This window comes from Facklamia sp. 7083-14-GEN3, assembly GCF_024742075.1.
Lineage (GTDB): Bacteria > Bacillota > Bacilli > Lactobacillales > Aerococcaceae > Facklamia.
The window spans coordinates 342,265-354,486 of the sequence record NZ_JANSGD010000001.1 but is presented as its reverse complement, the minus strand read 5'-3'; the positions used below and the strand labels follow the sequence as shown (position 1 = coordinate 354,486).

13 protein-coding genes and 1 riboswitch are annotated in these 12,222 nt (G+C 36.1%); all 13 genes read right to left on the bottom strand.

Annotation, left to right across the window (positions count from 1 at the left end):
• Positions 1-11: 11 nt before the first annotated feature.
• A complete protein-coding gene (locus NW240_RS01660) occupies positions 12-767 on the bottom strand; it encodes an ABC transporter ATP-binding protein (RefSeq protein ID WP_258435706.1) in 756 nt (251 codons plus the stop codon).
• On the bottom strand, positions 760-1,746 hold the full coding sequence (locus NW240_RS01655; RefSeq protein ID WP_258435705.1) for an iron ABC transporter permease: 987 nt from the start codon (positions 1,744-1,746) through the stop codon (positions 760-762). Before NW240_RS01655 ends, NW240_RS01660 begins: the two co-directional genes overlap by 8 nt.
• A 52-nt stretch (positions 1,747-1,798) precedes the next feature.
• Positions 1,799-2,716: an ABC transporter substrate-binding protein gene (locus NW240_RS01650; RefSeq protein WP_258435704.1), complete on the bottom strand. Its 918-nt coding sequence runs from the start codon at positions 2,714-2,716 to the stop codon at positions 1,799-1,801.
• A gap of 28 nt (positions 2,717-2,744) precedes the next feature.
• Positions 2,745-3,347 (bottom strand): bifunctional adenosylcobinamide kinase/adenosylcobinamide-phosphate guanylyltransferase, encoded by a 603-nt coding sequence (gene cobU, locus NW240_RS01645; RefSeq protein WP_258435703.1) that lies wholly within the window; start codon positions 3,345-3,347, stop codon positions 2,745-2,747.
• A 4-nt stretch (positions 3,348-3,351) separates the two neighbouring features.
• Positions 3,352-3,843 (bottom strand): ECF transporter S component, encoded by a 492-nt coding sequence (locus tag NW240_RS01640; protein WP_258435702.1) that lies wholly within the window; start codon positions 3,841-3,843, stop codon positions 3,352-3,354.
• Positions 3,844-3,931: 88 nt separating this feature from the next.
• A riboswitch (cobalamin riboswitch) is annotated at positions 3,932-4,067 on the bottom strand.
• A gap of 27 nt (positions 4,068-4,094) precedes the next feature.
• A complete protein-coding gene (locus NW240_RS01635; protein WP_258435701.1) occupies positions 4,095-4,844 on the bottom strand; it encodes an adenosylcobinamide-GDP ribazoletransferase in 750 nt (249 codons plus the stop codon).
• Positions 4,841-5,572: a hypothetical protein gene (locus NW240_RS01630; RefSeq protein ID WP_258435700.1), complete on the bottom strand. Its 732-nt coding sequence runs from the start codon at positions 5,570-5,572 to the stop codon at positions 4,841-4,843. Before NW240_RS01630 ends, NW240_RS01635 begins: the two co-directional genes overlap by 4 nt.
• 2 nt (positions 5,573-5,574) lie before the next feature.
• Positions 5,575-6,396: a metallophosphoesterase gene (locus NW240_RS01625; RefSeq protein ID WP_258435699.1), complete on the bottom strand. Its 822-nt coding sequence runs from the start codon at positions 6,394-6,396 to the stop codon at positions 5,575-5,577.
• A gap of 31 nt (positions 6,397-6,427) precedes the next feature.
• Positions 6,428-6,982, bottom strand: a complete 555-nt coding sequence (locus NW240_RS01620) for a cob(I)yrinic acid a,c-diamide adenosyltransferase (RefSeq protein ID WP_258435698.1) — start codon at positions 6,980-6,982, stop codon at positions 6,428-6,430.
• 20 nt (positions 6,983-7,002) lie between these two features.
• Positions 7,003-7,701 carry a Crp/Fnr family transcriptional regulator gene (locus tag NW240_RS01615; protein ID WP_258435697.1) on the bottom strand — a complete coding sequence of 233 codons (699 nt, stop codon included), beginning with the start codon at positions 7,699-7,701 and terminating at the stop codon, positions 7,003-7,005.
• Positions 7,702-7,931: 230 nt separating this feature from the next.
• On the bottom strand, positions 7,932-9,623 hold the full coding sequence (gene argS / locus NW240_RS01610; RefSeq protein WP_258435696.1) for an arginine--tRNA ligase: 1,692 nt from the start codon (positions 9,621-9,623) through the stop codon (positions 7,932-7,934).
• A gap of 295 nt (positions 9,624-9,918) precedes the next feature.
• Complete coding sequence (gene arcC / locus NW240_RS01605) at positions 9,919-10,860, bottom strand: carbamate kinase (RefSeq protein ID WP_258435695.1); 942 nt, start codon at positions 10,858-10,860, stop codon at positions 9,919-9,921.
• Positions 10,861-10,876: 16 nt separating this feature from the next.
• Complete coding sequence (locus NW240_RS01600; protein ID WP_258435694.1) at positions 10,877-12,214, bottom strand: M20 family metallopeptidase; 1,338 nt, start codon at positions 12,212-12,214, stop codon at positions 10,877-10,879.
• Positions 12,215-12,222 lie beyond the last annotated feature (8 nt).

Genomic DNA, 12,222 nt, shown 5'->3' with positions numbered 1-12,222 from the left:
TAGGGTTATTATTATTGCCATTGTTGATATTTTTCTTTTAAGTAACTGGCAATATCCATTTGATAACTGCTATTTAATTTTTCTGAAGACAAAGCCTTCCCTATTTCATTAAAAGTTATTTGATGTCCCTCTTTCAACAGTAGAGCCCGGTTGCCATACTTCTTAGCAAGACTCAGATCATGCATAACCGTTATAATAGCTCGTTCTGGCTGCTGCAACCACTCTTTAAGTGTTCTAAAAAGGTCTTGTTCATATATCAAGTCTAAGTGATTACTTGGTTCATCTAGTATCAGCAATTTAGGGTCTTGCAGAAAGAGTTGAGCTAAATAGGCTCGTTGCCTTTCTCCTCCCGATAAGCTTTGAACCGATCTGTTTCGCTTTTGCCATAAATTTGTTTGACGCAGTACTGTTTCAAGTGCTTCTTGATCTGCTGCTGTCCAGCTCTTAAACCAACCTTTAAGGTGTGGATAGCGTCCTATACGCACCAATTCTTCTACAGTAAAATCAAAGTCCGAACCAGGATGCTGGTCTAAAACACCAAAAAGCATAGCCTTTTGCTTGGTCTTTAAAAGGTGCAGCTTGCTAGCATTAATCTCAATTTCTCCAGTATAGGCATTTTGACCAGATAGAGCTTTAATTAAAGACGTTTTTCCTGATCCGTTCGGCCCGCAAATCATTAGCCAGTCACCCTCGACTACTTCAAAATTAATATCATGCAGAATCATTTTTTTATCTAATTCCATTTTAAGGCTTTTAACTTTAAGCATTGCGCTTCCCCCTAGCAAAAATAAGAATAAAAATACAGCTGCCAAATAAGGAAGTAATTGCCCCTATGGGTATTTCAAGGGGGGAGGCAATGGTACGCGCTAATAAGTCGGTTACCACCATAAAATTACCGCCAATAAACAAGGTCCAAGGAATCAGACGTCTATGATTAGAGCCTACTATTAAACGACTTATATGAGGAGTTATCAACCCTACAAAGGGTATCGATCCGCCTATTGAAACAGCAATACCAATTAGGATAGAAGTAGCAATAAACAGTTTGATTCGAACAGATACTATATTTATCCCAATATTTCGTGCGATATTTTCTCCCATTGAAAAAGCGTTCAATTCTTGCCATTTTAAAATAATATAGCCACCCATGGTTAAGACGCAAACCCCCATTAACCAAACATCGGAGTACCTTGATCCTGAAAGTGAACCTAAAGTCCAAAATACTAAGGAAGGCAACTTTTCTTTGCTTATAATCATTAAAATGTTCATTAAAGAAGAAACAAGCATGGTAAAGACGATTCCAGTTAAGATAACAGTCATATTCTTTAACTGTTTATCTAAATAATAAGAAAAAGATAAAATTAACACTAGCGAACCGAAAGCAAAGATAACCGCCATCAAAAAGATTCCTTGCCTTTCGATAAAGGAAGGAATCCCAATGACAATAGCAATGCCGGCACCCAAGCTTGCTCCAGCTGAAACTCCTAAAGTAGACCCATCAGCCAAGGGGTTCATTAACAAGCTTTGCATAGTCATACCACTCAAAGAAAGAGCGATGCCGATTAAAAAAGCAGTGAGTAAACGAGGGAGTCTAACAGCAAGTAAAATGGTTGCCTCTTGATCCAAGTCGGTCATTGATTGATTGAAAACTTGATTTTCTAGCACTTGAAATAAGTCAGTAAAAGAAATTTTTACACTTCCTACAATCAAAGCCATAGCTAATACCATGAGGGTTATTGATACCATCAGGATTACCTTTAAGGCATTTTTTTTATGCGATTGTGAGAACTGTCTGGACTTATTCTGCGCCATAAACTAGGTCGTATAATTCTTTAACAGCATCCATCAAACGCGGTCCAAGTCTAGTGAAAGCAGAATTGTCTACTGCAAAAACCCTGTTTTCTTCAACAGCGGAGAGCTCATCCCATTCTTTACGTTGCATAATTTCTTCTTCAGGAGCAGGAGCCTCTTCATCCATTGGAAGAGAAGTCGTGATGATTACTTGTGGATTAGCTAATAAAACTTGTTCTTCAGAAACTTCAACAAAAGATTTTTGATCAGCAAAAATATTTTCTAGTTTCAATATCTGTCCAATTTCATCCATGAAGGTTTCAGATCCAGCAGTCCATAAACCAAACTCTAGTGGAGAAACTTCATAATAAACAGTGGCAGATTCTTCTTCTTGGTCAGCTTTTTCTTCAAACTCTTTAAAGACTGTTTCCATTTCTTCAATTAATTGGTCTGCTTCTTCTTCTTTACCGACCAATTGACCAAGCAAATCGATTGCTTCATAGACTTCCTCAATTGTCTGAGCATCTGTTACCAAAACAGCAATTCCTGCGTCTTCAATAGCAGCCATTTGATCTTCCGTTAATGACATAGCGGTCATCACAACTACTTCTGGATCTAAGGCGATAATCTCTTCAATATTTAAGTTTTCACCAGTAGCTATAGCCGGAATGTCTTCCACTTCATCTGCAGGGAAGTCTACATAGGTTCCTCGACCAACAATAGTGTCTCCTGCTCCTATTTCAAAGAGTATCTCAGTATCTGCTGGCATTAAGGTGACAATTTCATCAACAGGACCCTCTTCAAGTACAACTTCCCTACCAACCATATCGGTCAATTTTAAAGCCGTCATTTCTTCACCAGATACCATTTGTCCGGTAAATAGAGTCATCACAAACATTATTAAAACAGTTAATTTTTTATTCATTTAATTCTCTCCTTTTATTTTAAAAATTTTACTTTATACTTACTGCTATTCCTGAAACCACCCAATAAACCGAGTCTGCTTGTCTGGCAATTTCTTGATTCATTAAACCATGGATATTTCTAAAAATACGACCAAGCTTATACTCTGGAACCAGACCTAGACCGAGTTCATTTGACACAATGATATAATCCGTTGAAGAAGCTTTTACTTCTTTAAAGAATGCTTCAAGCTCTTCCATTACAAAATCCTCTGCCTTTTGTATTTGCTCACCCTTTAACTGATCTACATACTCATCAAAAGAAAGTTCTTGTTTATCAGCCAGGACTTGCCATTTATCAAAAAGAATATTGGTTAGCCAAACCGTCATACAATCGACTAAAGCTAATTGATAATGATCTGAAAGTTGGTCAACCAATTGATCCAAATCATGCGCCTGTTCAAAAGTCGTCCAATCGTTTGGTCTTGATAAACGATGTTTTTCGATGCTCCTTTTCACTTCAGGATCAGAAAACTTATTGGCTTGGGTTGCTATGTAAGCAACCTTTTTAAGCTTTCGTCTATAAATTTCTTCTTGAGCTAATCTAGATTTACCAGATTTAGCTCCACCAGTATAATAAATAATTTCTCCCATAGACTCACTCCCTAAACATCGGTAAATTTACTTTTTTTAGTCCTTCAAAAAGTAGAAAGCCCAAAAAAATATTAGCCAGAGTTGCAAAGGTTAATGGCCAAAAGAAACTAACCACCATTGCAGACCCTAAGATCGGTTGAAGACATAAAAGTGGTAATAAAACATTAAACAACCAGGCGCCAAGGACTGGAACTATAAAACGACCATATTTCCTAGGTTTAAATTTACGATAAAGCATTGCAAAAACAATTTGAGTTAATCCCATAAATACCATTAGTAAAAGGTGGAGGGGGATAGTCAAGGGAAAAGCTGAAGTCATTGCCGTTGCTAAATGCCCTATCACTCCAACAATTGCGCCAGCAGATCCTCCCATAACTAACGAGATTAGGAATGCTGGGCTTGAGTCAAAAGCTACTGTCGAGAATAGCTTGAACTGTGCTAAGATAACAGACAATGAAATCATAAGAGCAAGGGTTACCAAATCTTTTGTCTTCATTTTACCTCCTAAAAAAAACCAGACAAGGCTACTTGTCTGGTTAATAAACGTATTTGTTAACGAACCTTGTTACTAGACCCTGAGAAATAACAATCATCCTTGATAGAATAGGTAATCTGACTTAGATTTTCATCCATACAGTAGCAAGGGGCTGCGCACGATTCTCACGTGCTTCCCCTATTCCATCTTAATTATCAATGAACATATCACCATTATAGCATAATTATTAAAGAAAATGATAATCCTAATTCTTATTTAAAAGGGAGTAAAATAATCAGCAAATAAATGATTTGACCGATTAAAGCGGCAGCCCCCATAGTATCTCCTGTCATACCTGCAATCTTATGATAGACAAAATAACGATAAAAGCAAATGATAGCCAGAAGAATTATATAACTCACTAAATACTGCCATCCTAATAAGAAAAAGAATCCCATTGTTAAGATCTGACTGGCCACAATTTTCCAAGTTGAAATGTTTAGGAAAAGACTACCTAAGCCATTAGGGTTATCACCGACATATACTAACTGATAAAACATTAAGGGTAAGCAGCTACGCCCACTAGCAGCCCAAGCAATAACATAAACTAATTCATTTTCAGAAAAATTAATTAAAAACTCTCTTCCTAAAACAAATGTAAGTAAAATAGTTAAAATCAAGATCAGAGCACCATTGGCTCCAATTGCTGAATCTTTCATAATTCGAACCATCTCATCAGCTTTTCTGGAGGATAATAGCCCATCTGCAGTATCAGCCAAGGCATCATAATGAAAACCTCTAGTTAATAAAACATCCAGCATAATTATTAGAGACCATGCCACTGTGGATGAGAAAAAGTTTCGAAATAAAAAAAAGAACAAAGCTAAGATTCCTGCATATAAAAAAGCAAATACAGGAAAATAGATTATCCCTTTTTTTAATTTAATACTGGCTTGATCTATTGATTGATTAATGGGAATTGCTGTAAAAAATTGAAAATATAAAATAATGGACTCAATCAATATAGCTCACCCACCCATTCCATATCTTTAAAAAATGTCAGCAAATTAGTTTTTACAGCAGGTTTTATTACAATTAGGAGAGAGGTTGCAGGACCTGCTGATTGATAAAATTGTGGTAAGTCTTGACTCAACCTAAAATCAAGTTGGTTAAATTTAGCCACTTGCTGTGCTTCAGCAATCGCACCTTTAGACCCAATAGGAACTATTTCATGAATGGCATCTTTAAGATTTAATAAGTGATAAAGCTCTTGGTAGCTAATTATTTGATCGAAGTGATCAATTAAAGCCTGACCCATCAAGGGTTTTCCTATTTGATAAACTTGATCCCCTGATCGGACTTTTTTTATTTTCAAATCAGCATTTTTTGCCTTTGCAAGCAGTGTGAGTCCAAGAGCTGTCATTTTAGTTGGCATATTTTCCTCAGTTGACCCATTCATTGCTAAATCAGGGAGACCTGCTAATGCAAGTTCCTTTTTTATACCATCCAGCATTAAATTTCCAGTTGGATTCATCTCATTGCCAAACATATTTATTAATAATTGCGGCTGGGCGTTTAGTGAGAGAGCCTCCATTAGCACCACGCGGACAGCAAAAGCTGCAGTGATTTGAGGTGAAACGCTTAAAACATCTGCTTCTTTTTGACCGATAGATGCTGAAGAGTCACAAGCAATGACTAAGGACTCATCATTACCCAATGGCATAATATGTAAATCACGATATTTTTCCATTGCTACGCTCCTATCTCAATAACCTTCAAGGCTTCCTTTAGATTGTCCAATAAAGTCGATCCCTCTTCCCACTCTCTTGGTGTTCCCAAACTTGTTAAATAATAACTACATCCTTGCTTAGTCAGTTGCTGTCTGCGGTGGACATGTCCCATAAAACTATGACGGATGGGATATCCATCATAAAGAGACTTAAGATCATCCGTAGCAATAAAGGCATTAAAATAATCAATGTCTTCTTGATATTTAGGATCTGATAAAATTTGCAAATCAAAATCTGTTACAAAATGAGTGATTAGAATATAGTTCGCTTTATTTAGGTAGATTAAATCTTTTTCTATTGTTCGGGCAAATTCTCGTGAGACTTGGCGATCAGATTGCTGCCAATTAATATGTAGTTTATCCTCCCATTTATAACCTTGGTACACACCTTCTTCAAGAAATTTTTCATCATGACGTCCAAAATTCCCCGAATGATTATACCAAGCGGAGTGGCCAACTAGGCCCCAGTCTTGATTTAAAGAAAGTGGTTTTCCTATTAAACAGTTCGGATGTTTACAGTACTCATCATAGATAGTTTTGGTTTCTTGATTATTAGACCAGTAATCGTGGTTTCCTGGAATAAAATATAGAGGGATGGTTATTGCTGCTTTTAAGTCCTTAATGAATGCAAAAACTAAAGACTGATGATTCGCTATGTCTCCCGCTATAATTAAATAAGACAAATTTTGCTCATCAGTCTCTTTGGCCAAAAAATCAATGATTGCTTGAGCGTAGGGCTCTGCTTGTAAATCAACATGGAGATCAGAAATAACACCAATTTTCATTCTTTGTCTCCTCAAAATTAATTTTTACAACTTAGCGAAACACTTTTCCTGATCTGACATACTTTGGTTCTGCTTGATTATTAAGGTGATTAACTAAGCGACCACCTACGAATAAATAGTCAGAAAGTCGATTAAGAAATTTTAATACATTAGGATTCCCTTTTCCAGAAATTGGTAGGCTAACCAGTCTTCTTTCAACTCTGCGAGCAATACTGCGAGCGTACTGAAGTTGACTGGCTTCCATAGTTCCTCCGGGTAAGATAAAAGACTCAATAGGTTCAACTCTTAGATCATATGCATCAATTCGATCTTCTAACCAAGTGATAGCAGATTCTTTGGTGCGATAAGGAATCTTTCCATCTGCATTTGCAATGTCTGTCCCACAATCAAAAAGTAATTGTTGAATTTCTATTAATTCCTGACAAATCTCACTAGGCAAATTAGGACTCGCAATAATCATTCCGATAAAAGAATTGAGTTCATCAATGCTACCGTAAGCTTCGACTAGCGGATCATTTTTGGCTACCACGCGGTTACCGATTAAACGTGTATCCCCTTTATCTCCAGTTCGCGTATATATTTTCATTATTTTCTCCCTCTTGATGATCACTGAATTAAATCATTAAAATATTTCCAGTCATGGAAAATTATTTTTTTACGATTAAAAGTAATCCTATTCTCCTGTGTTAGATCTTTAATTACCCTTCCAGCTGTCTCACGTGTTGTACCAGCTACCATCGCCGCTTCGTTGATGGTTAATGGATGCGGTATAATCACATGATCACCCGCAAAGCGTCCCATATCATACATCCATAAAGCTAAGGTTTGAACTACTCGTGTAGAAGCACTCGGTATAGCCGTCATTTGAACTCGTTTTTCCATATAATATTGAACGCTAGCAAGGTTTTCATATATAAATTTGAATTGCTCTGCATTTTTGAAGACAATGTTTTCCATTAATTTTTTCGGAATATAAGCTAGATCGACATCTGTAGCCGCATAGGCATCATAAAGATGGTGATCTTTAAAAAAGAATTCAGCATAAGGAAAAAAACTTTCTTCAGCTACATAGTCAAGATAGCAATATTCTCCTGAAGCATTCTCTCTTTCTAATCGAACCAATCCTTTAAAGACAAAATAACAATAAATACTTGGATCATCTTGAAAAAAGATTAATTGACCCTTTGGGATGTGGTGAAAAATAGAATTAGAAGTAATTTCATTGACTTCATCAATTGAAAGCCGATTGAAAAAATCATAGTTATAGATATCATTAATATAATTCTCAATTGCTCGATTAACCATAAAGACCCCTTTCTTTGTCAAAGTAAAATGTTTTACTGACGATAAAAGGAGTCTTTTGTAAAGAAATTTATTTTTCAGTTTTCAAAAATCAATTCAAAAGATGCCGAAATATATACTCACCTTTTATGTCTAGTTATTCCTAAACATTATCTCATGTGTAAATATATAAATCAAACACTGATTATAAAAGGTTTGCCCGTTTTTCCTATTAATATTAATAAAGGAGATGATTACATCTTTTCAGGTGCACCAATACCTAACAATGATAAAGCATCTTTTAGAACGATAGTTATAGCTTTTACTAATTGAATTCTTGATTCTAATTGGTCATTTTCTTCTAAAATACGAACTTTGGCATAGTATTTATTGGATAATTGAGCCAGTTGAATAACGTATTTGGCAATCACTGACGGTTCAAAGTTTTCAGCCGCTTTAATAACAACTTCTGGGTATTGTTTAATTAATTTAATAATTTCCCATGAGTGTTCATGGTCTAAGTTTAATTCTTCGGTCGGCTTAATTTCTTTACCGTACTTATTAAGCACTGTGTTTAAACGCGCATAAGTATACTGGACGTAAGGTCCTGTTTCCCCCTCAAATTGAACAATATCATCTAAGTTAAAGTCAAAGGAATTGAGACGGTCTGATTTTAAGTCATGGAAGACAACTGCTCCTACACCAACTTTTTTAGCAATCTCATCTTTATTTTTTAAGTCAGGATTCTTAGCTGTAATTTGTTGGTCAGCAATTTCAATTGCTTCATTCAGAACTTTTTCAAGTAAGACAATCTTGCCTTTACGGGTAGATAACTTTTTACCATTTAGTGTGATTAAGCCAAATGGAATGTGGTGCATGTTTTCTGCCCAATCATTTCCCATCACTTTTAAAACAGCTTTTAATTGTTTAAAGTGATCACTTTGTTCATTCCCAACAACGTATAGACTCATCACAAAATCAAATGTACGCTTCCGGTAGTAGGCAGTCGCTAAGTCTCTTGTCAGATAAAGAGTTGCTCCATCTGATTTTTTAATTAAAGCAACAGGTAGATTGTACTTTTCAAGGTCAACAATCGTGGCTCCACGTTCGATTTTCGAGATATTTTTATCTGCTAAATAATCTAAAACTTCACCCATCTTGTCATTATAGAATGACTCACCAGTATAGTGATCAAATTTAATATCTAAGAGATTGTAGACACGTTTAAATTCGTTAATAGACTCCTCTTTAAACCATGTCCATAGTCTATGGTATTCTTCATTGCCATCCTCTAAGTCTCTGAACACTTGTCTTGCCTGGTCTTCTAACTCAGGATTTTCTTCAGCTTTTTCATGGAAATCAACATATAACTTCACTAATTCATTAACAGGGTCTTTCTTAACAGTTTCTTCGTCACCCCAACCTTGATAAGCAACAATTAATTTACCAAATTGAGTGCCCCAATCACCTAAGTGGTTAATGCGAATTGGATTATAGTTTAACTTTTCCAAAATTAAAGCGATAGAATTTCCTAAAACGGTTGACCGTAAGTGTCCCATTGACATTGGCTTAGCGATATTAGGAGAAGACATGTCGATTGGCACATTGCCACCCTTACCAATGTCCGTTTGACCATATTTTTCTCCTTGTTCAAGTACTTCCTTTAAGACTTTGATAGCTAAGTCGTCACGCTTAATGTAAAAGTTGATATAAGCTCCAACCACTTGAACTTTTTCAAAAGCAGAAGTGTCAATCTTTTCTGCTACTTCTTCAGCAATTTGATTGGGTGCTTTACGGAATATTTTAGCTAAGGAGAAAACCGGAAAGGCATAATCTCCGTGCTCATTATTATTAGGCTGTTCAATTAAATTTTCAATCTGTTCTTGAGTTAAGTGCTCTGACAATACAGGGTGCAAAGTTTCAACAATTTGTTTTTTCACTAACATCTAATCTTCCTTTCTATACAAAAAAACCTCTAGAATTTCTTCTAGAGGCATATGGTTATACGCGGTACCACTCTAATTCACCTTAAATATTAAGGTCTTAAATTGATAACGCAGTTGCCTACGTGATGAACTACTGATTTCATTCACCCAAATAATAAAGTGCGGTTCAATTAATTAAGACTCACCGGCTCCCATCATCCCGACTTGCTATTCAGTCTCGCATAATCTACTCTCTTTAAGATTTAATTATTAATTTTGTCTCATTGTATATTAATTCATAGAAAATGACAAGCTCTTATTTTTCAATAATGGTTCCTGATTCATTTTCAATTAAAGCTTGAAGATTTTCTAATGAAGTAATAACAGCCTTACCATGATCTGTGTTTTCAACGAAAGCAATGGCTGCTTCAACTTTCGGTAACATCGATCCCGGTGCAAATTGTTCTTCTTTAATATATTGTTTCAAGCTCTCGATAGAAACTTTTTCTAATTTTTCTTGATTTGGTTTGTTGTAGTTTACATAGACATAATCTACACCTGTTAGAACGATAAACAAGTCAGCTCCAAGATCATTGGCTAATTTTTGTGAAGCGAAGTCTTTATCAATTACAGCTTCTACTCCCACTAATTGGCCATTGTCTTCAAGTACTGGGATACCACCGCCACCAGTTGCAACCACTACATTACCAGCATTTACTAGGGAAGCAATGGAATCAATTTCTTTAATTGCTACTGGTTTTGGTGAAGCAACAACTTTACGCCAACCACGACCGGCATCTTCTTTAAAACTTGCATTGGTTTCAGCCATTTGTTGTTTGGCTTCTTCTTCACTGTAGAATGGTCCAATTGGTTTTGATAAGTTTTCAAAAGCTGGATCGTTTTTATCTACAATGACTTGTGTGACTAAACTAACCACTGGCTTATCGATACCTAATTTGTTTAATTCATTTTGCATGGCATTTTGTAACCAATAACCAATTGAGCCTTCAGTCATTGCCACTAAAGAATCTAATGGGAAAGCTGGGTTTTTCTCAGAGTCTGCCGCAATATTTTGTAGCAATAAATTCCCAACTTGAGGGCCATTTCCATGGGTAATGATAACCTCGTCCCCATTTTGAATTAATTTTACCAGATGCTTAGCTGTTTCTTTTAAAGCGTCTTTTTGTGCTTGAGCGCTTGGGTCGGAAGAGAGAATTGCATTTCCACCTAAAGCGACAACAATTTTACGTTTTTTCATATATTTAATCCTTTCATTAGGCCTTAGTAACTAAAGCTTTCAATGCATGGGCATAAATTTCCATAGTTTGATAGAAATTATCTAATGGCATTCTTTCATCTATCTGATGCATTGTATCTTCCACTCCTTCTTGAAGCGCACCAAATGCCACACAATTTTTCATTGTCCGAGCAAAAGTAGCACCACCAGAGGAGATAGGTTCAGTCATGTCACCGGTTAAGTCACGATACACTTTTAATAGAGTCGTTACTAACTCAGAGTCAACTGGAACATATAAAGAAGCTAGATAATCAAACTCATTATACTCAAGTTTGTACTCTTTAGCTACTTTAGTAAGTTGATTTACTAATTGGTCTTTATCAGCGGTTACCGGTATACGCATATCAATACCTAACTTAGACTCTTTATCATTAACTTCTAGGTTAGCTATATTACACGTTAAGCTGCCGGATGCCTCATCTTCAACCTCACCAAAGATACTCTTACCATTAACATCTTTAGCAAAATGATCTTTAACAAATTTTAAGACAGGATGGTCATATAATTCAGACATTCCTTCAATCAAATGCGTTAAAGCATTGTCTCCTTTTAAGGAGTCTTTAGAATGAACTGATTTACCTAAAACGGTTAAAGCTTCACCGTCTACTTGATGTTTATAGCCTAAATCATTAAGAATTTGAACTAGTTCATCCTTCTTATCACCCTTATAAACTGCTTTATCAGGCACCACGTTTAAGGCTCCTTTATTATCCATTTCAAAAGCATCTGAACCTGGACCAGTGATGTGCAACTGTAGTAAGCCTTTTTCAGCATAAGTTAAAGGGAAAGATGAGTCAGGAACAATACCCATTGTTACTTGCTCTTCTTTTTCATTGTAGCGGTTTAATCCACGCCACAAGTTCTCTTCGTCTGTTCCAAAGATAAAACGAACGCGTTTGTTCAACTCATGTCCTTGGTCTAACAAAGCTTTCAATGCATATAAGGCAGCAATGGATGGGCCTTTATCATCTTGTGTCCCACGACCAAATAATGCTTGATCACGAATATCCATTTCAAATGGAGGCGTTGTCCATTCATTTGGGTTTAAAGCTGGTACCACATCTAAGTGACATAGAACACCAAACAACTCTTCACCCTGACCCATTTCTGCATAACCATAGTAACCCTCTGGATCAATATAGGTTTCCATGCCCATTTCTTGACAAGTTTTTAAAGCAAGTTCTAGCATTTCTTGAATCGGTTGACCAAATGGAGTCTTCGCATCAGTTTCATCTAATACAGATGGAATAGCGATCCATTGGCGTAAAGTTTCAATAGCTGGTTCTTGATGATTTTTAGTTAATTGGTAATCCATTAAAACAC

Coding starts and splice junctions, on each gene's coding strand:
- NW240_RS01655 (WP_258435705.1), bottom strand. CDS start 1,746: ATGGTATCAATAACCCTCATGGTATTAGCTATGGCTTTGATTGTAGGA.
- NW240_RS01600 (WP_258435694.1), bottom strand. CDS start 12,214: ATGGATTACCAATTAACTAAAAATCATCAAGAACCAGCTATTGAAACT.
- NW240_RS01620 (WP_258435698.1), bottom strand. CDS start 6,982: ATGAAAATATATACGCGAACTGGAGATAAAGGGGATACACGTTTAATC.
- NW240_RS01625 (WP_258435699.1), bottom strand. CDS start 6,396: ATGAAAATTGGTGTTATTTCTGATCTCCATGTTGATTTACAAGCAGAG.
- NW240_RS01615 (WP_258435697.1), bottom strand. CDS start 7,701: ATGGTTAATCGAGCAATTGAGAATTATATTAATGATATCTATAACTAT.
- NW240_RS01630 (WP_258435700.1), bottom strand. CDS start 5,572: ATGGAAAAATATCGTGATTTACATATTATGCCATTGGGTAATGATGAG.
- arcC (WP_258435695.1), bottom strand. CDS start 10,860: ATGAAAAAACGTAAAATTGTTGTCGCTTTAGGTGGAAATGCAATTCTC.
- NW240_RS01660 (WP_258435706.1), bottom strand. CDS start 767: ATGCTTAAAGTTAAAAGCCTTAAAATGGAATTAGATAAAAAAATGATT.
- argS (WP_258435696.1), bottom strand. CDS start 9,623: ATGTTAGTGAAAAAACAAATTGTTGAAACTTTGCACCCTGTATTGTCA.
- NW240_RS01650 (WP_258435704.1), bottom strand. CDS start 2,716: ATGAATAAAAAATTAACTGTTTTAATAATGTTTGTGATGACTCTATTT.
- NW240_RS01640 (WP_258435702.1), bottom strand. CDS start 3,843: ATGAAGACAAAAGATTTGGTAACCCTTGCTCTTATGATTTCATTGTCT.
- cobU (WP_258435703.1), bottom strand. CDS start 3,347: ATGGGAGAAATTATTTATTATACTGGTGGAGCTAAATCTGGTAAATCT.